Here is an 18827-nt window from a genome sequence, read left to right as displayed (position 1 = left end):
GCTTATACCTCCGCCCGCAGGTCTTTGCGCAGGATCTTCCCTACGTTGGATTTCGGCAACTCGTCCCGGAACTCGACCCGCTTGGGCACCTTGTAGGCCGTCAGATGCGCCTTGCAGTGGTTGCGGATGTCCGCCTCGGTCAGGCCTTGGTCTCGCACGACGACAAATGCGCGTACGGCCTCGCCGGTGGCACCATCGTCCACACCGATGACCGCGCTTTCCACGATCCCGGGATGGGTGGCCAGGCAATCCTCGATCTCGTTCGGGTAGACGTTGAAGCCTGACACGACGACCATGTCTTTCTTACGGTCCACGATGGTGAAATACCCATCTTCGTCCATCACGCCGATATCGCCGGTCAGGAACCATCCCTGATGCATCACCTTGGCGGTTTCGGTGTCGTTCTTCCAATACCCCTTCATCACCTGCGGGCCCTTGGCCGCGATCTCGCCCACTTCGCCTGCGGGCAACACTTGGTTGCGGTCGCCCAGACAGGCCACTTGGGTGGAGGGGACGGGCACCCCAATTGACCCTTCGCGCACCTTGCCTTGGGGGTTGAAGGTCAGCACCGGCGAAGTTTCTGTCAGACCGTACCCCTGCAGGATCGTGATGCCGGTGATCTTTTCCCACGTCTCGGCCACAGCCGTTTGCAAGGCCATACCCCCGGCGGCGGCCAGTTTCAGGTGCTGCGGTGGGCTGTCGGTAAACCAGACCTCGTTGGTCAATCCGTTGAACAGCGTGTTCACGCCCGTGATTAGCGTCACCTTGTAGTTTTCGAACGCGCGCTTGAGGTTGGAAAGGGGGCGTGGGTTTGGGATCAGGATGTTGCGCGATCCCAGCCAGTAGAACCCCAGCAGGTTTAGAGTGAACGCAAACACGTGGTACATGGGCAGGGCGGTCAGCACGACTTCTTCCCCCTTGCGGACAGAGGTGCCCAACAGCTCGAGGGTCTGTTCCATGTTCATGATCAGATTGCCGTGGGTCAGCATCGCACCCTTGGCCACACCGGTGGTGCCGCCGGTGTATTGCAACACGGCGATATCGTCGGGCTGCACGGCTTGGTGGTAAGCGTCGACTTCGACCAGGGCGGATTGTTGTTTGGCACGTCCAGCGGCAAGGGCGGCGGGCAGGCGGATATGGGGCACGGTCACAGGCTTGACCGACTTGTCCCAGTATTTCTGCACCAGCCCCACAATCCCGCGCGGGGCGGCGGGCAGGAATTCGGCCACGCGCGTGACGATGATGTTTGGGATCGGGTGGCCCTTGGTCGCCGCCGGGATCTTGTCTGCGAACATGTCCACAATGATCAGGGCATGCGGTTCGGCGTCGTTGAACTGCTTGGCCATTTCGTCGGCGGTGTACATGGGGTTCACGTTCACCAGCACACAGCCCGCCTTCAGGATCCCAAAGGCCGCCACAGGAAAGGGCAGGCAGTTTGGCATCTGCAGCGCCACCCGGTCGCCCTTGGACAGGCCCGCCACCTCGCGCAGATAGACGGCCATGGCGTCCGACATCTCGTCTACTTGGGCAAAGGTCAGGGTGCCGTTCATTCCGTTGGGCAGGCAGGTGGTAAAGGCCGGAGCCTTGCCGTAGGTTTCTGCCACAGACCGGATCAGGTCGCCGATGGTGCGATAGCTTGGTTCAGGAATGTCGGCGCGCACATCCGCGCCATAGTACGCCGTCCACGGGCGTGCCTCGGTGTTCATCATCATCCCTCCCCGATGATATTTTGCTCACCATACCGAGAGAGGGGGCGGAGTCTATTGCCGATCGCGTCAACGCCGCGTCACTTGGGTTTGAAGAGCGGAGCTCTATGTCGGGCCGAGAGAGGAGCCGTCATGGACATAACGAGAAACCTGCGCTGGCCGTTGGCCCTGTTGGTGGTGATCTGGGCCGTGCAAGTCGTGAACCTGATCACAGGGTACGGGTTGAACGGCTGGCTGGGTCTGATCCCGCGTAGCTTCGCAGGACTTGACGGGGTGCTGTTCATGCCGCTGCTGCACGGGTCCGTGGCACATGCCGCGGCGAACTCCGGCCCCTTGGTGGTGCTGGGCGCGCTGATGGCCCTGACCGCCGGGCGCGATGCGGTGCCGGCAACGGCGATCATCGTGGGACTGGGCGGTCTGGCGGTCTGGATGTTCGGACAGACGGCGATCCATGTTGGCGCCTCGGGCCTGATCTTTGGCTGGTTCGGCTATCTGGTCGCGCGTGGGCTGGTGGAACGCCGCGCCCTGCCGCTGCTGGTCAGCATCGGGGTCGGTGTCGTTTACGGGGCCATGATCTGGGGCGTCCTGCCCGGCCAACCCGGCATCAGTTGGGAGGCGCACCTGTTCGGCGCCCTGTCCGGTGCCATCGCAGCCAAGGTCCTGTCCCGCTAGCCCGCTATGTCAGCTCTCATCCCACGGCAGGCGCGGCGGTTTATCTAACATCATCGAGCAGGCAGTGCTGATTGTTGCCATCCCAAGATAGGGCGGCACGGCACCCCCGCCTCTTTTGCTTGAACGTACCTCGTTGGCGTGAGCCTTTGTTCGAATACACCTCGTCGGCCTTCTCGACCTCGTCCACGATCATCAGCGGCCCAGCGTGGCGGTCCCGCAGAACGGTTTGCACCAGCTTGCCCGGCGATGCACTGCCCCAGCCCTTTTGTAAACCGACGATCGAAAAGGCGGCGGGTTCTCCTGTGGCTTCGATCTTGGTTGTTGGCACAGTCAGGTGATGCGCCAGACGTCGTGTCCAGAAGCTCTTGCCGATCCCGGCTGAACCGACCAGCAGCAGGGGATTGAGCCGAACACCTGGGAGCCCCTCACGCGCTGATGCGCGCAAGCCGTGCCATACTTCCTCCGTCGCGGGGGCCATCCATGTCAACTCGGCGTGAAGGGCTGATGCGATCTCGTCGGCGTCGTGCTCTGTGGTGATCTTGGCAATCGGCAGGCCGCCTCCTGCGCCTCTCGACGGAAATGCTTGAGGAACCTCTTCCACCGCTCCTCGATATCGCGGAGTTTGGCGATGTCGTCCATGAAGATCAGGTTGTGAAACGGTATGGTCGTCGTGGCGCGGGTCATGGTGGAATCCTTTCAATGCGCGAAGACGTCTTCACGCAGGTCGCCCAAGCCGCAATCAGTCGGGCGTTGAGATCTAAATGGTTCCGGAATCCAGTGGAACTTTTAGAGAACATATACTGCGCAGAGCAAGGCCTCTGCACAGTGCCCCAACGCTTCGTTCAGCTTAGAGGCGGCCTATGCGCGAAATCCCGTCAACGCATTGAAAAAAATCAAATAACCACCGAAAGCAGTCCTCTCGGTGGTCATTTGATCTGTGTCGAGAGGTCAAAAAACCTCAGGAATGGTCACGTTTTGCTATGTCAAACAAAACTACTGATCGCCCCGCTCACCCACACTTGGAATGGCCGCATTCCCCGCAGGTCATGCAGCCCTCTACCATGCGCATGCCGTAGCCGCCGCAGCTGGGGCAGGATGTGCCCTTGTTGCCGAGGTTTACCACCTGTGCTTGGGGGTCTGATTTCAGGCCCATGCCCTCGCCCGCAATGAACCCCGTGGCCACAAGGTGCTGTTCGATCACACCACCAATGGCCGCAAGGATGGAGGGGACGTATTTGCCCCCCATCCACGCCCCGCCGCGCGGGTCGAACACCGCCTTCAACTCCTCGACTACGAAGGACACATCGCCCCCGCGCCGGAATACCGCGGAAATCATCCGGGTCAGGGCCACGGTCCACGCGAAATGTTCCATGTTCTTGGAGTTGATGAAAACCTCGAACGGACGCCGGTGCCCGTTCAGGATCACATCGTTCACGGTGAGGTAGATCGCGTGTTCTGTGTTGGGCCATTTGACCTTGTAGGTGGACCCCTCCAGCGCTTCGGGGCGGGACAGGGGTTCGGCGATGTGGATGACGTCCGCGCCGGTGTCGACCTCGGGCGCGGCCTCGCTGGTCTCGGATACGGACAGGACGGATCCGGTCACGTCGTTGGGCCGGTAGGTGGTGCAGCCCTTGCAGCCCTGATCCCAAGCCGCCATGTACACGTCTTTGAAATCGTCAAAGCTGATGTCCTCGGGGCAGTTGATCGTTTTAGAGATGCTGCTGTCGATCCACTTTTGCGCCGCCGCCTGCATCCGCACGTGGTCTTGGGGGGCCAGGGTCTGGGCGTTGACGAAATACTCCGGCAGGTCCCGGTCACCAAATTTTTCGCGCCACATCTGTACGGCGTAATCCACGACCTCTTCTTCGGTCTTGGTGCCGTCCTTTTGCAACACCTTTCGGGTGTAGGCGTAGGCGAACACAGGCTCGATCCCCGAGGACACGTTGCCCGCGTACAGGCTGATCGTGCCGGTGGGCGCGATGGATGTCAGCAGGGCATTGCGGATGCCGTGTTCGCGGATTGCCTCGCGCACGTCATCGTCCATGACCTGCATCGCGCCGCTGGCCAAATAGGCGTCCGCATCGAACAGGGGGAAGGGACCCTTTTCCTTCGCAAGCTCCACCGACGCCAGATAGGCGGCGCGGGCGATGCGGTGTAACCAGCGGTCGGTCAGACGCGCCGCTTCCTCAGACCCATAGCGCGACCCCACCATCAGCAGGGCATCGGCCAACCCAGTGACTCCCAGCCCGATCCGGCGTTTCGCCTGCGCCTCGGCCCGCTGTGCGTCCAGCGGGAAGCGGCTGGCATCCACCACGTTGTCCATCATCCGCACAGCGGTGGCGACCAGCTCTACCAGCAGCGCCTCGTCCAGATCGGCACCGTCCTCAAAGGGGCGGTCCACCAGACGCGCCAGGTTGATCGACCCCAGCAGACAGGCGCCATAGGGGGGCAGGGGCTGTTCGCCACACGGGTTTGTGGCGGCAATCGTCTCGCAGTAGTTCAGGTTGTTGGCCGCGTTGATCCGGTCGATGAAGATCACGCCCGGCTCGGCGTAGTCATAGGTCGCCTTCATGATCTTGTTCCACAGGTCCCGGGCCTGCACGGTGTGATAGACGCGCCCGTCAAAGACCAGATCCCACGATCCATCCGCCTTGACTGCGTCCATGAAGGTATCCGTCACCAACACTGACACGTTGAACATGCGCAGGCGGGCAGGGTCGGATTTCGCCTCGATAAAGTCCATCACGTCCGGGTGGTCGCAGCGCATGGTGGCCATCATCGCGCCTCGGCGGCTGCCCGCGGACATGATGGTTCGGCACATGGCGTCCCACACATCCATGAAGGACAGGGGGCCGGAGGCGTCTGCCGCCACGCCTTTGACGTCCGCGCCCTTGGGGCGGATGGTACTAAAGTCGTAACCGATGCCGCCGCCCTGCTGCATGGTCAGGGCCGCTTCTTTCAGCATGTCGAAAATCCCGCCCATGCTGTCGGGGACCGTGCCCATAACAAAGCAGTTGAACAGCGTGACCGACCGCGCCGTGCCCGCGCCTGCGGTGATCCGGCCTGCGGGCAGATACTTGAAATCCTCCAGCGCGCCATAGAACCGCTCTTCCCAGACCTCGGGCTCCGCCTCGACTTCGGCCAAAGACCGGGCGATGCGGCGCCATGTATCCTCGACGGTGACGTCACGCGCCGTACCGTCGGCGTCCTTGAACCGGTATTTCATGTCCCAGATTTGTTCGGCGATGGGGGCGGTAAATCGTGTCATGGCGCGGCTCCTGCGTGCGGGGAACCACACAATAGCTTGAACGTTCCCCCATTTCCAATACCATATCTACGAAAGTCTGTGGAGGACCCTGTGGATAAACTTGTGCATCTCGTAAAGCTGAGCGTCGGGTCCGAAGCCATCGAGGACCTCGCGCGGTGGCAGGAAAATCCCCGCGCCAAGGGCCTTGCGGCCGTCCGCGTCACGTCACCCGCATGTGGCCCAAGCGCGAGGCCGAGATCCTGAATGGCGGGTCGATCTATTGGGTGATCAAAGGCGTGATTCTGTGTCGCCAGCCGATTGTCAGTCTGGACGAAGTGATTGGGGCCGATGGCATCCGCCGCTGCGGCATCGTTCTGGAACCCGGTCTGATTCGCGTGGCGCCCTCGCCGAAACGTCCATTTCAGGGCTGGCGTTATCTGCCCGATGCCGATGCCCCGCGCGATTTGCGAAAGGGTGAAGCCACCGACACGGCATTGCCTGCTGAATTGGAACGGGAATTGGCGGCAATGGGTGTCCTTTAAGACTATTGCGGCGTTCTGGAATGGGGATTAAACGGCCATATCCCTCATGATATGGACTTTGAACTAATGGATCTGAAATCCCTTTCCCTAGCGGAACTCAAATCGCTCAAGAAACATGTCGAAAAGGAAATCGACGGTTTTGAGGATCGGAAATTGGCCGAAGCCCGCGCGGTCCTAGAGGAAAAAGCGCGCGAATTGGGCGTGACCCTTGACGCTGTGATGGGTGGTAAAAAGGGCAAGACCGTGTCCGTCCCCAAATACGTCCACCCCGAAGATCCGAACAAGACCTGGACTGGACGTGGACGTCAGCCCCAGTGGATCAAAGACGTGTTGGCGCGCGACGGCAATCTGGACGCTGTCAAAATCTGAATCGACTACGCCAGATCGTTCACACCATTCCATGTGCAGGGGTACGCAGCGTGCCCCCAAGCACATAGCCCGTTCACCAGTGGGGCGGGCGCTGATCGGCCAACGGGATTGTGCCCGACTGGTCTGCCTCTTGTTCCGCCGCGCGCTGCATCAGCATTGCCAGACGCCGCTGCACCACGTCATTCTCTTTGGACAGGCGTGCCACCTCGTCGCTCAGGTCCTCGACCATCCGCGTGAGGTGCGCCACCTTCTCTTCGATCAATTGGTTACTCATCATCGGCTCCGTTGCTTGCCCCGCGCGCGCGGCCCCTGTAAACGCGGCCCCAGAATGCAGAGGGACCACCATGGCCAAGAAAGAGAAAATCCGTCGCCCCAAGGCCGAAACGCCAAAGGGTTTCCGCGACTATTTCGGGGCAGAGGTCACGGAACGCAAGGCCATGTTGGATCAGATCGCCGACGTGTACCACCTGTACGGCTTTGACGCGTTGGAATCCTCGGCTGTAGAAACCGTGGAGTCCCTTGGGAAATTCCTGCCCGACGTGGATCGTCCGAACGAGGGTGTTTTCGCGTGGCTGGAAGAAGAGACTGACTGGCTGGCCCTGCGCTATGACCTGACTGCGCCCTTGGCGCGGGTCTACGCCCAGCACCGCAACGACCTGCCAACGCCCTACCGCCGCTATGCGATGGGTCCCGTGTGGCGCAATGAAAAGCCAGGGCCGGGGCGATTCCGGCAGTTCTATCAATGTGACGCGGATACCGTCGGCACGTCCTCGATGGCCGCCGACGCCGAGATTTGCGCGCTGCTGTCGGATACGCTGGAACGGGTTGGTATCCCACGCGGTGATTACATCGTGCGTGTGAACAACCGCAAAATCCTAAATGGCGTGTTGGAAGCCATGGGCGTCACTGATCCCGCCCGGGCCGCAGACGTCCTGCGCACCATCGACAAGTTTGACAAAGTGGGCGAGGCCGGTGTGCGCGAGTTGCTGGGCAAGGGCCGTCTGGACGCCTCGGGTGCCTATATCGACGGGGTTGGGTTGGACGACGCACAGGCCGAACCCGTGATTGCCTTCTTGACGTCCAAGGGTGCGAACGTCTCGGAAACACTTAATAATCTGCGCGCGGCGATTGGCGACAGTACCGTCGGGGCCGAGGGCATCTTGGAACTGGAACAGATCGCCGCCCTGCTGGCGGCCCAAGGCTACGGCCCAGACCGGATCGACATCGACCCATCGGTGGTGCGCGGCCTTGGCTACTACACCGGTCCCGTGTTCGAGGCCGAGTTGACCTTTGAAATACTCGACGAAAAAGGCCGCAAGCGTCAGTTCGGCTCTGTCGCGGGCGGGGGGCGTTACGACGATCTGGTCAAACGGTTCACCGGCCAAGCCGTGCCTGCCGTGGGCGTCAGCATCGGGGTGGACCGCCTGCTGGCCGCCTTGCGTGAAAAGGGTCGCATGACCAGCCAGTCCCATGGCCCCGTCATCGTCACCGTCATGGACCGCGACCGCATGGCCGACTATCAAGCCATGGTCACGACCCTGCGCAGCGCGGGCATCCGGGCCGAGGTTTACTTGGGCAACCCCAAGAACTTTGGCAACCAGTTGAAATATGCAGATAAACGTAACAGTCCCGTGGCCATCATCCAAGGCACGGACGAGGCGGAACGGGGCGTTGTACAGATCAAGGATTTGATCTTGGGCGCTGAAATCGCCCGAACCGCGACCCTTGAGGAATGGAAAGGCCAGCCCGCCCAGCGAGAGGTCGCGCTGGCCGATTTGATGACCGAGGTGCAGGCATGTCTCAACCAGTGACCCGCGAGGCCGAGCGCGCCTGCGCCGCTCGCCTGCTGACTCAGTTAGAGGCCACAGGTGCCCAGCGGGTCGAGGCGGATGTGCTGCAACCGGCCGGCGCGCTGCTGGACCTGTACGGCGAAGACATCCGGGGGCGTGCCTACACAACGGGCGATGCTGGCGACATGATGCTGCGCCCGGACTTCACGGTGCCTGTCGTACAGCAACACATGGCCGAAGGGGCGGAGCCTGCGCGCTACGCCTACTCCGGCCTCGTGTTCCGTCGGCAAGAGCATGACGACACCCGTCCGCGCGAATACATGCAGGTCGGTTTCGAGGTTTTTGACCGCATCAACCCCGCCGCCGCCGATGCCGAGGTGTTCGCGTTGTTCGCGGATGTATTGGCCCCTCTGGACCTGCATCCCCTGACCGGTGATATCGGTATTCTGATTGCGGCCGTAAACGCCCTGACAACCACCGACAGACGCCGCGCTGCCCTGCGCCGTCACATCTGGCGGCCCCGGCGGTTTCGCGCACTTTTGGACCGGTTCACCGGGCGTACTGCCGAACCCGCTGCCCGCGCCGCCCTTATCCAAGCGCCTTTGGCCCCAGCCGACCTTGTGGCAACCGCCGGTCCAGTCGTGGGAGTCCGAAGTGCCGAAGACGTGACCGATCGCATCCAAGCCTTGCGCGACGATGCCGCCGCCGCGCCCATCAGCCCTATGCAGGCGGAGGTTCTGGACATGATCTTGGGTGTTTCGGGCACCAGTGTCGCGGCCCTGTCCACCTTGCGCGATATCGAGGTGGACATGCCCGCCCTTGCCCCGGCCATCGACGGGATGGAGGCGCGTCTGGACGCGCTTGCCGCCCGCGGCTTGGATGTAGAGGCCTTGTCATTCTCGACCACCTACGGGCGCACGTCGATGGAATACTATGATGGTTTCGTCTTTGGCTTCACCGCGACAGCGCACCCGGAATTGCCCTGCGTGGCGACAGGCGGGCGCTACGATGCGCTGACCTCTGTGTTGGGAAATGGCCGTTCCATCCCGGCAGTGGGCGGCGTCATCCGGCCCGCAGTTGTCGCCCAGTTGGCAGGGCTTAGCCAATGACGATCAAACTCGGCGTGCCGTCCAAGGGGCGGTTGATGGAAAAGACCTTTGCCTGGTTCGGAGACCGGGGCCTGACTCTGCGCCGTACCGGATCGGACCGGGAATACGCCGGTGCCGTGGAGGGCGCGGATATGGAGTTGGTGCTGCTGTCCGCTGGGGAAATCCCGCGCGAGTTAGCGGCGGGGCGCATCCATCTCGGCGTGACTGGCAGTGATCTTGTGCGCGAAAAGCTGGGCGCCTGGGACCGGAAGGTCGAGGACATGGCGCCCATGGGCTTTGGCCACGCGGACCTGATTCTGGCCGTGCCGCAGTTCTGGGTGGACGTGAACACGCTGGACGATCTCGACGCCGCAGCCGCGCAGTTCCGGGCAACACACGGATATCGCTTGCGGATTGCGACGAAGTACCACCGTTTGGTGCGTGAGTTCCTGCGCGAACACGGCGTGGCGGATTATCAACTGGTCGACAGTCAGGGCGCAACCGAGGGCACTGTGAAAAACGAAACCGCCGAGGCCGTGGCGGACATCACATCCACGGGCGAAACCCTGCGGGCCAACCACCTGAAGATCTTGGATGACGCAGTGATCCATCGGTCCCAAGCGACGCTGTTCCGCTCTCGTGCAGCCGATTGGAGCAATGCGGAGCTGGCAGAGCTGGCTCGGCTGCGCGAGGTGCTGACGACCTCGTAGCCGTGCAAACGTGACGTGTCGCAACGCGGCTACTATACCGCGGACGTCTAGCGCCCCTTCGCCCGGCTGAGCGTCTGGCCAAAGTGGGTCGAAAACGCGCGGCTGAGCGTTGCGGAGGAGGCAAAGCCCGTGCGCAACGCGATCTCTGTCTGAGAATACTGCCCGGCGGCCGCAAGGTCGCGGGCTCGGGACAGGCGCAGGGATTGGTAGTATTTGCCCGGGCTCATCCCCAATTCTGCGGTAAACAGGCGGGTCAGTGACCGCTCTGACAGGCCCGTTTCCTTGGCCAGTTCGGGCAGGGGCACCGGGTCTTCGATGCGTTCTGACATGATGGTCACCGCCTTGCGCAGGGCAGGGGATCCGCGTGCGGTCAGGCGGCTGGGGCCTTGGCGCGATGGGTCGTGCACGAACAGGGTCGACACCTCAAAGGCGATGCCGGGACCAAAGCGCCGCTCGATCACGGTCAGGATCATGTCGAGCGTCGCGGAGGCCTCGCCCGCTGTCAGATAGGGGCCGTCTTCTTCGACGCGGGCGGCTGTGACTTCGATCCTTGGGAAGGCTTCGGCAAATTCTGCGCTGGTCTGCCAGTGGATGGTTGCACGCCGGCGGTCCAGCAGGCCAGCGGCGGCCATCAACCACGGTCCGCTGTCCAGCCCTACGACAGACTTGGCGCGCCGAGCCAGACGGCGCAGGTCTGAATTTGCGACAGGGCCAATCTGATCCCGAAACCCGTAGCTGGCGATCACGATCAACAGGTCTGCCTCGCCCGCTGCGTCCCTTGTGCAATCGGGGGTCAGGGCCAGCCCGCTGGAGCTGTGCACCGGTCCATCGTCCGGTGTCAGAACGGCCCACTCCACCGCCCCCGGTTGAAGGTCGCGGACTGCGCGCAGGGGTTCTAGCGCGCAGGCGAGGACCATGTTTGAAAAACCGGGGTGAAGGAGGATATGGGTGCGGAATGGCTGCATTTGCAAATCATAGGGCAAAATCTGTTGGCACGCATCCCCGATTGCTGGCTAAAGTGTCGCAAAACGGGAGAATACCATGCCACTGACCATGAACCGAGAGGTCTTTATCACCTGCGCTGTGACCGGATCGGGCAGCACCCAAGACCGCAGCCCGCACGTACCTCGGTCCCCCAAGCAGATTGCGGACAGCGCGATTGAGGCTGCGAAGGCCGGGGCGGCGGTGGTCCACTGCCACGTGCGGGACCCCGAAAGCGGCGCGCCCTCTCGCGATCTTGCCTACTACCGCGAGGTGACGGACCGTATCCGCGACGCCGAGGTGGACGTGGTGTTGAACCTGACTGCGGGCATGGGCGGCGACATCGTTTTCGGCGGACCCGAGGCGCCCTTTCCCGTGGCCCCCGGCACCGACATGATTGGCGCGACCGAACGGGTCGCCCATATCGCCGACTGCCTGCCCGAGATTTGTACCCTCGATTGCGGTACCATGAACTTTGCCGAGGCCGATTATGTGATGACCAACACGCCGGGCATGCTGGTCGCCATGGGCCGCATGATGACCGAGATGGGCGTAAAGCCCGAGATCGAGGCCTTTGACACCGGCCACCTTTGGTATGCGAAACAACTGGTCAAAGACGGCGTGCTGGACAGCCCCGCGCTGGTGCAACTTTGCATGGGGGTGCCATGGGGCGCGCCCGATGACCTGAACACCTTTATGGCCATGGTCAACAATGTGCCGGATGATTGGACCTTCAGCGCCTTTGCCTTGGGGCGCAACCAGATGGCCTATGTCGCGGCCAGCGTTCTGGCGGGGGGCAACGTCCGTGTGGGGCTGGAGGATAACCTCATGCTCGATCGCGGGGTACTGGCCACCAACGCGCAACTGGTGGAACGCGCCGCCGAGATTATCACCCGTATGGGGGCCAATGTGATCGGACCCGCCGCCGTGCGCGAAAAGCTGGGTCTGGTCAAGCGGGCGGCCAAATGACCCGGACCCTGCTTGTTTACGGCGACAGCAACAGCCACGGCACCATGCCGATGGAAGTGGCCGGGGTGTCGCACCGCTATCCCCGGGGCACCCCTTGGCCGGATGTGATGGCCGCGGGGCTGCCCGATTGGCAAGTAGTGACCGAAGGCCTGCCCGGGCGCACCACGGTACACGATGACCTGGTGGAGGGCGGCATGCGCAACGGTCTGACGGTCCTGCCTGCGATCCTGCACAGCCATAAACCGTTGGATGCGGTGATGATCCTGCTGGGCACCAACGACCTGAAGCCGCGCTATTCGGTGACCGCCCATGAAATTGCCCGGTCCCTTGAACGTTTGATCGACTGCATCCATCACAGTGGTCTGACGGACGGCATCGCCCTGATGGCCCCGGTTCCCGTGCGCGAGGTTGGATCTTTGGTGGATGTGTTCCCGGGGGCCGAGGCGCGGCAAGCGGGTCTGAACCACCTGGTCGCCCGGGTGGCGCAGGCCCGAGGTTGCGCGTTTTTTGACTGCGGTCTGCACGGTCAGACCTCGGACATCGACGGCGTGCATTGGACGGCAAAGACCCACGCGGCCATAGGCAGTGCTGCCCGCGATTTTGTGCGCGCCACGTGGCCATGACCCACGCAGGCAAACGGGTGGTCGTGACCGCAGGCGGGTCCGGCATCGGCGCGGCCTTTGTGCGCCGGTTCCAAGCGGCGGGCGCGCAGGTGGCCTACTGCGATCTGGACCCTGGCACCGCACCGGACGGCGTGCTGAGGGTGCAGGCGGACGTAACGTCCGAGGCCGCAATGGCCGCGTTCTTTGCACAGGTCGAGGGACAGATGGGCGGCGTGGACATCCTGTGTGCCAATGCGGGCACCGGGGGGCCCGCGGCTCCGATCCAGGACATGGACTTCGACGGTTGGCGCGCGTGCCTGTCCGCCAACCTCGACGGCGCATTCCTCGCCTGCCGGTGGGCGGCCCGCCACATGACGGGGCAGGGGGCGGGGTCGATCCTGCTGACCTCGTCGACCTCGGGCCAATGGGGGTGCCGACCCGCGCCCCATACGTCACAGCCAAGTGGGGCATCGTTGGTTTGATGAAAACCCTCGCCATGGAGCTTGGCCCCGCAGGCGTGCGCGTCAACGCCATCTGCCCCGGCGCGGTCGAAGGCGACCGGATGGAACGTGTGCTGGCCATGGAAGCAGCGGCCAAGGAATGCGACCCGGAGGAAGTGCGCGCTTTGTACGCGGACGGCAACTCTCTGCGCACATGGGTGACAGCGGATGATCTGGCGGATACCGCGCTGTTTCTGACCAGCGACGCGGGCAAACGAATTTCAGGACAAGCGCTGTCGATCGACGGCCATACGGAGCGTATGACATGAAAGCAGCAATCATAGGTGGTGGCGTGATTGGGGGCGGTTGGGCCGCTCGGTTCCTTTTGAACGGCTGGGATGTCTGCGTCGCTGACCCCGACCCAGAGGCAGAACGCAAGGTCACAGAGGTGCTGGACAACGCCCGCCGGTCCCTGCCATCGGTCTATGACGTGGCCCTGCCGCCCGAGGGCACGCTTTCGTTTGGAACGCTGGAGAACGCCTGCGCGGATGCGGACTGGGTCCAGGAAAGCGTACCGGAAAGGTTGGAGATCAAGCACACGGTCTTGGCTGCGATCAAAGGTGCAGCGCCCGAGGGGGCTGTGATTGCCTCCTCCACCTCTGGGTTCAAGCCGTCGGAGCTGACAGCGCAGGGCGCACGCTGCATCGTGGCGCATCCGTTCAACCCGGTCTATCTGCTGCCCCTGATCGAACTGGTGGGGGATGTGCCGACCCATGCGCCGGATCTGTTGCGCGGGGTGGGGTTCTATCCCTTGCATGTCCGCAAGGAAATCGACGCCCATATTGCCGACCGGTTCCTGGAGGCCGTCTGGCGCGAGGCGCTTTGGCTGGTCAAGGATGGCATCGCGACGACAGAAGAAATCGACGAGGCGATCCGAATGGGGTTCGGCTTGCGTTGGGCGCAAATGGGCCTGTTCGAGACCTACCGCGTGGCGGGCGGCGAGGCCGGGATGAAACACTTTATGGCTCAGTTTGGTCCTTGCCTGACCTATCCTTGGACCAAGCTGATGGACGTGCCAGAGTTCACCGACGAACTGGTCGATCTGATCGCGGGCCAGTCCGACGCGCAATCGGGGCACCTGAGTATCCGAGAGCTGGAGCGTCTGCGCGACGACAACCTCGTGGGCTTCCTACGCAGTCTGAAACGCACGGGCGCCGCCGCAGGGGGCGTGATCGCGGCGCACGAGGCGACCCTGCCCGCACCCGCGCCCGCCGACCTGCCCGTGACCGCCGACCGCGTGATCCCCCAAACCTGGACCGATTACAACGGCCACATGAACGAGGCCCATTATCTGGAGTTGGGCGCACAGGCGACGGACAGGTTTATGGAGATGATCGGGGCCGACGCAGGCTACATCGCCAGCGGGCTGTCCTATTTCACAACTGAGAACCACCTTTGCTATCTGGCCGAGGTGAACGCGGGCGACCGGGTGCATGTAACGACCCAAGTGATTGAGGGTGGCCCGAAAAAGATGCACCTGTTCCACCGGATCATCGGCGCGGAGGGTGAGACGGCAGCAACCATGGAGACCTTCCTGTTGCACGTGGACTTGTCCACCCGACGCAGCGCCCCGGCCCGGGATGATGTGGCCGCTGCCTTGGCACACTATGCGGCGGCGCACGCAGGCATGGCGCGCCCCGATCAAGCCGGGCGCTACGTGGGGCAGCGGGGCTAGCATGGACAGCATAGCTCCTTTTCTGACCTATGCGCTGGCTCTGGGCATCGCGGCGGCAATCCCGGGGCCGGGCGTGGCGGCTGTGATCGGGCGTGCCTTGGGCCGCGGATCGTCCTTTCCGTTCATCCTTGGCTTGGCCTTGGGCGATGTGGTCTTTCTGACCATCGCTGTGCTGGGGTTGTCTGCCTTGGCCGCCGCTGCCTCCGGCGTGTTTTTCGTCGTGAAGGTCCTTGGCGGTTTATATCTGCTGTACCTCGCCTACCGGTTTTGGACTGCGCCGGTGCAAGAGACAAAAATGACGGAGGCCCCTTCACAATCGGCGTGGATCGCAGGGCTAAGCGGGCTGGCCGTGACCATGGGCAATCCCAAAACGGTGGTCTTCTATCTGGCGCTTTTGCCCAATGTGCTGGACCTTGCGGCGGTCCGGGTGGGGGACTGGTTGGTCCTGTCGGCGGTGACACTTGCCGTGCTGTTCGCGGTTCTCATGCCCTATGCGTTGCTTGCAGGCCGGCTGCGCGTGACGCTGACCCGTCCCGCCGCCCTGCGCCGCTTGAACCGCAGCGCGGCTGCACTGATTGGTGGGGCAGGGGCGTTGATCCTGCGTGATGCAGTGGCCGCACAAGCTCGCTGAAGTTTTGCGAATCACCCACTAGGCAGGTTGATTCGGCTATGCTAGAATCAACTCCAACACGTTGGGCAGCCAACCAAAAGCAAACATAGGCAGGTACAGGCAATGAGTATGGGGAGCGTGGGCACGCATCTCATCTCGTGGGCGCAAACGCGGTTGGAGGGCGAAGCTCCGGCCCCTGATGCGTCCGTGATGGAAGGGGCAACGTGGCGCTGGTTTGGCGTCCCGCTGCGCGTTGACGGCCCCCAAGGTGCCATGCTGCTGGGCGAGCCGATTGGCCAAGCCGACCTGCGCCGCCGCGCCCGTGCTGTGGTGCACAAACTGGCCCGGGTCCACGGTGCTGATCCGCACATCCCTTTCGACGATCCTGATCCTTTGTACGACGGTGGTTTCGTGGTCACGGATGGGGCGCGGTTCTATCCTCTGATGCTGATCGAAGGCCGCGATCCTGCCGGGCCGCTTGTGGTCTTTGCCGGGGCCGTGCCGCCGGCCAATGTCTCCCTGACCGTGGTCCAAACCGCCGCCGCCCGACGCCGCAAGGCGCGCCAAGGGGTGATCTGTTTCACGCCGGGCACCCTGATCGCAACGCCATCGGGCCAAACAGCGGTCGAGGATTTGTACCCTGGCGACACGGTCCTGACCAAGGACAGTGGCCCGCAAGAGATCCTGTGGATGGGTCTGCGTCAGGTCAGCGGGGCGCGCCTGCACATTGACCCCGGCCTGCGTCCGATCCGTATCCGCGCTGGTGCCCTTGGGGTCGAACAGCCGCAGCCGGATCTCGTGGTCTCGCCCGATCACCGGGTCGTTCTGACAGGCCGCAAGGCAGAGGTGTTGTTTAACACGCCCGAGGTGCTTGTGCGCGCTGGCGATCTTGTGGACGACCGCAACGTGTTGATTGACCATGCCGCGACACAGACGGTCTATGTGCATCTGATGCTGCCCCGACACGAGGTGATCTGGGCCAATGGCGTCGAAACCGAAAGCTTCCACCCCGGGTTGGCCGATCTCGCGCACCTGAACGCGGTGGAGCAGGAGGATATGGACGAGGTCACCCCCGGCGTCCGTGCCCAACCCGACACCTACGGCCCCTATGTGCGGCGGTGTCTGACGCGGGCAGAACTGGCGATCCTGCGCTATACCTCGGCCCCGCACTATCTGGCTTGACACAGACTGCCATGGGCTGCATACGCCGCCCATTGGTGTTGGTGGACCCCGCAAGGGGAACCCTGTCAGTCGGGCATACTCCCGGCAGAGGACAACGCCCTTCACGCCCCACAGGGCCCTTAGAAGGAGATCAGCCGTGACCAAACGCACGTCTGCCAAGTACAAAATTGACCGCCGCATGGGCGAAAACATCTGGGGCCGCCCCAAATCCCCCGTCAACCGTCGTGAATATGGCCCCGGCCAGCACGGTCAGCGCCGCAAGGGCAAGCTGTCGGACTTTGGTCTGCAGCTGCGCGCCAAGCAGAAGCTGAAAGGTTACTACGGCGACCTGACCGAAAAACAGTTCAAGCGCATCTTCGGCGAAGCGCAGCGTGTGAAGGGTGATACCGGTGAAAACCTGATCGGCCTGCTGGAGCGCCGCCTGGACGCGGTTGTCTACCGTGCCAAGTTCGTGGCCACCGTTTTCGCGGCGCGCCAGTTCGTGAACCATGGTCACGTCACTGTGAACGGCAAGAAGGTGAACATCCCCTCCTACCGCGTCAAAGAAGGCGACGTGATCGAGGTACGTGAGCGCTCCAAGCAGTTGGTCTCGGTTCTGGAAGCCGTCCAACTGGCCGAGCGTGACGTGCCCGAGTACATCGAAGCCGACCACTCCAAGATGAAAGCGGTCTTCATGCGCACCCCCGGTCTGGGCGATGTCCCATACCCTGTGCAGATGGAACCAAATCTGGTCATCGAATACTACGCCCAGAACTAACCCGGGCGCGGTGGGACAAGTCCCACCCTACAGTTTGGGTCGTGCCGAAAGGCGCGGCCCTTTTTGTTTGGAGCGTGTTCGGTGTAGGGGTCAGATAACGCGCCCGTACCAAGGACAAGTCCATGATCCCCTTAGATACTCTCGTTCTGTTCCTTGGCGTAGGCTTCGCTTTGGCTGCCGTGCCTGGGCCCGACAATATCTTTGTCATGATGCAATCGGCGATGCACGGTCGGATGGCTGGACTGGCTGTGACGCTGGGTCTTGCGTCGGGGTTGGTCTTTCACACCACGGCGGTGGCCCTTGGGGTTGCGGTGATTTTTCAGACCTCGCAAGTGGCGTTTCTGGTCCTGAAATATGTGGGCGTAGGGTATCTGCTGTATCTGGCGTGGAAGGCCTTTGGCACCTCTGGGCCCGCCGTCGCGGGTGACAGACCACCCGCCGAGGCGATCCCGCGCCTGTACCTGCGCGGATTGATCATGAACATCGCTAACCCCAAGATCACAATCTTCTTTCTGGCCTTCCTACCGCAGTTTGTGGACCCCGCCCATGGCTCTATCGTGGCGCAATTGTATCAACTGGGCGCGCTGATGTTCGCCATTACGATCGTGGTGTTTGGTGCGGTTGCGCTGGCGGCGGGGGCGTTGGGCGAATGGCTGCAACGATCCCCAAGGGCGCAGGTCTGGATCGGGCGGGCATCTGGCCTTGTGTTCGTGGCGTTGGCGGCCAAGCTGGTGTTCACGGACAAGTAGAACCCGCTCGTCGAACTACGGAAAAACATACTTGGGAAAATAAGGACTTTGGGCATATCCTTCGTTATCCTTTGCGCATTTTCGCAAAAATCGACGCCATTTTGTCCGGAGCTATTTGATGGAAAACAAACTTTCTGCCCCCGTGGGTGATCCCAAGTGTAAAGACCCCAAGCCCAAAAACGCGGCCAAGGACATCGCGACCCTAGAGATCTGGATGATTGCCCAAGGGGCAAACTACAAGATGAAGGGCAAGATGAACCCCGAGCTGATCAAATGGATCAAGTTATACCAAGGGTCAAAAGGGCGGCTGTCCAAGGACCAAGTGAATGGTGTGATCGCGCCGGGCGACAAAACGTGGAATGCAGGTGCGGTAAAGTACTTCCGCTATCGCGATGTCATTGCCGATTTCAAGGGTTACAAAGTCAAAGAGAATGGCAAGGAAAAGACCATCGCGGTGGATGAGTTCATTCGCTTGGAAATCGAAACCCGGGCAAAACTGGTCCGCAATGCCAATTCCGTGGTGTCCGAGATGGACACGATCCACAAATTGATCCGAGGCATCGAGGAAACCATGGCAGGCCAAGATGGCTATCTGAACGCGCTGACCTCTATTGGGATGCACGGGTTCGGGCTGGCCAGCCCCCGTCCTCGAACAATGCGCTGACCGCACGCGGCACA

18 protein-coding genes and 2 pseudogenes are annotated in these 18827 nt (G+C 62.4%); 15 read left to right on the top strand and 5 right to left on the bottom strand.

The genetic code is table 11. From position 1 onward, the window contains the following. Positions 1 to 2: 2 nt before the first annotated feature. Positions 3 to 1706: an AMP-binding protein gene (locus tag ACZ1G0_RS13435; protein ID WP_472737402.1), complete on the bottom strand. Its 1704-nt coding sequence runs from the start codon at positions 1704 to 1706 to the stop codon at positions 3 to 5. A gap of 132 nt (positions 1707 to 1838) precedes the next feature. Here ACZ1G0_RS13435 and ACZ1G0_RS13430 point away from each other — a divergent pair, with 132 nt between their 5' ends. Next, positions 1839 to 2378 (top strand): rhomboid family intramembrane serine protease, encoded by a 540-nt coding sequence (locus tag ACZ1G0_RS13430; protein ID WP_472737401.1) that lies wholly within the window; start codon positions 1839 to 1841, stop codon positions 2376 to 2378. A 40-nt stretch (positions 2379 to 2418) separates the two neighbouring features. Here the strand turns inward: ACZ1G0_RS13430 and ACZ1G0_RS13425 are convergent, their stop codons facing one another. Then, entirely contained in the window at positions 2419 to 2979 is a 561-nt protein-coding gene (locus ACZ1G0_RS13425; RefSeq protein WP_472737400.1) for a P-loop NTPase family protein, read from the bottom strand. Between the two features lie 408 nt (positions 2980 to 3387). After that, positions 3388 to 5646: an adenosylcobalamin-dependent ribonucleoside-diphosphate reductase gene (locus ACZ1G0_RS13420; protein WP_472737399.1), complete on the bottom strand. Its 2259-nt coding sequence runs from the start codon at positions 5644 to 5646 to the stop codon at positions 3388 to 3390. Between the two features lie 90 nt (positions 5647 to 5736). Between ACZ1G0_RS13420 and ACZ1G0_RS13415 the strand changes: the two are divergent. Then, positions 5737 to 6167 (top strand): annotated as a pseudogene (locus ACZ1G0_RS13415) (DUF1489 family protein). A gap of 51 nt (positions 6168 to 6218) precedes the next feature. Then, the gene (locus tag ACZ1G0_RS13410; protein ID WP_472737398.1) at positions 6219 to 6536 is read left to right on the top strand and encodes an H-NS histone family protein; all 318 of its coding nucleotides are present in this window, start codon (positions 6219 to 6221) and stop codon (positions 6534 to 6536) included. A gap of 73 nt (positions 6537 to 6609) precedes the next feature. On the opposite strand, the gene ACZ1G0_RS13405 is transcribed toward ACZ1G0_RS13410, so the two are convergent. After that, positions 6610 to 6810 (bottom strand): SlyX family protein, encoded by a 201-nt coding sequence (locus ACZ1G0_RS13405; protein ID WP_472737397.1) that lies wholly within the window; start codon positions 6808 to 6810, stop codon positions 6610 to 6612. A gap of 70 nt (positions 6811 to 6880) precedes the next feature. On the opposite strand from ACZ1G0_RS13405, the gene hisS reads away from it, so the two are divergent. The 3 genes from hisS to hisG are packed head-to-tail and all read left to right on the top strand — an operon-like array spanning position 6881 to position 10124. Further along, positions 6881 to 8347 carry a histidine--tRNA ligase gene (gene hisS / locus ACZ1G0_RS13400; RefSeq protein ID WP_472737396.1) on the top strand — a complete coding sequence of 489 codons (1467 nt, stop codon included), beginning with the start codon at positions 6881 to 6883 and terminating at the stop codon, positions 8345 to 8347. Next, a complete protein-coding gene (locus tag ACZ1G0_RS13395) occupies positions 8332 to 9435 on the top strand; it encodes an ATP phosphoribosyltransferase regulatory subunit (protein WP_472737395.1) in 1104 nt (367 codons plus the stop codon). Before hisS ends, ACZ1G0_RS13395 begins: the two co-directional genes overlap by 16 nt. Next, on the top strand, positions 9432 to 10124 hold the full coding sequence (hisG, locus tag ACZ1G0_RS13390) for an ATP phosphoribosyltransferase (protein ID WP_472737394.1): 693 nt from the start codon (positions 9432 to 9434) through the stop codon (positions 10122 to 10124). The genes ACZ1G0_RS13395 and hisG overlap by 4 nt, the downstream gene beginning before the upstream one ends. 47 nt (positions 10125 to 10171) lie before the next feature. On the opposite strand, the gene ACZ1G0_RS13385 is transcribed toward hisG, so the two are convergent. After that, entirely contained in the window at positions 10172 to 11041 is an 870-nt protein-coding gene (locus ACZ1G0_RS13385) for a GlxA family transcriptional regulator (protein ID WP_472737393.1), read from the bottom strand. A gap of 124 nt (positions 11042 to 11165) precedes the next feature. Here ACZ1G0_RS13385 and bcoG point away from each other — a divergent pair, with 124 nt between their 5' ends. The 9 genes and pseudogenes from bcoG (at position 11166) to ACZ1G0_RS13340 (ending at position 18813) form a co-directional block, all read left to right on the top strand. Further along, positions 11166 to 12074: a 3-dehydrocarnitine:acetyl-CoA trimethylamine transferase BcoG gene (gene bcoG / locus ACZ1G0_RS13380; RefSeq protein WP_472737392.1), complete on the top strand. Its 909-nt coding sequence runs from the start codon at positions 11166 to 11168 to the stop codon at positions 12072 to 12074. Next, entirely contained in the window at positions 12071 to 12697 is a 627-nt protein-coding gene (locus ACZ1G0_RS13375; RefSeq protein WP_472737391.1) for a GDSL-type esterase/lipase family protein, read from the top strand. The genes bcoG and ACZ1G0_RS13375 overlap by 4 nt, the downstream gene beginning before the upstream one ends. Beyond that, positions 12694 to 13445: pseudogene (locus tag ACZ1G0_RS13370) on the top strand (SDR family oxidoreductase). The gene ACZ1G0_RS13375 and the pseudogene ACZ1G0_RS13370 overlap by 4 nt, the downstream one beginning before the upstream one ends. Further along, on the top strand, positions 13442 to 14851 hold the full coding sequence (locus tag ACZ1G0_RS13365) for a carnitine 3-dehydrogenase (RefSeq protein WP_472737390.1): 1410 nt from the start codon (positions 13442 to 13444) through the stop codon (positions 14849 to 14851). Before ACZ1G0_RS13370 ends, ACZ1G0_RS13365 begins: the two are co-directional and overlap by 4 nt. A 1-nt stretch (position 14852) precedes the next feature. After that, positions 14853 to 15482 carry a LysE family translocator gene (locus ACZ1G0_RS13360; protein ID WP_472737389.1) on the top strand — a complete coding sequence of 210 codons (630 nt, stop codon included), beginning with the start codon at positions 14853 to 14855 and terminating at the stop codon, positions 15480 to 15482. Between the two features lie 108 nt (positions 15483 to 15590). Continuing rightward, complete coding sequence (locus ACZ1G0_RS13355) at positions 15591 to 16643, top strand: Hint domain-containing protein (protein ID WP_472737820.1); 1053 nt, start codon at positions 15591 to 15593, stop codon at positions 16641 to 16643. A gap of 136 nt (positions 16644 to 16779) precedes the next feature. Next, complete coding sequence (rpsD, locus tag ACZ1G0_RS13350) at positions 16780 to 17400, top strand: 30S ribosomal protein S4 (RefSeq protein ID WP_472737388.1); 621 nt, start codon at positions 16780 to 16782, stop codon at positions 17398 to 17400. A 122-nt stretch (positions 17401 to 17522) separates the two neighbouring features. Then, the gene (locus ACZ1G0_RS13345; RefSeq protein ID WP_472737387.1) at positions 17523 to 18149 is read left to right on the top strand and encodes a LysE family translocator; all 627 of its coding nucleotides are present in this window, start codon (positions 17523 to 17525) and stop codon (positions 18147 to 18149) included. Positions 18150 to 18267: 118 nt separating this feature from the next. Beyond that, entirely contained in the window at positions 18268 to 18813 is a 546-nt protein-coding gene (locus ACZ1G0_RS13340; RefSeq protein WP_472737386.1) for a hypothetical protein, read from the top strand. Positions 18814 to 18827: the final 14 nt, after the last annotated feature.

This window comes from Thalassobacter sp. HA4-2, from assembly GCF_055693705.1.
The sequence above is the reverse complement of the archived record's forward strand: the minus strand, read 5'-3'. Positions and strand labels throughout refer to the sequence as shown.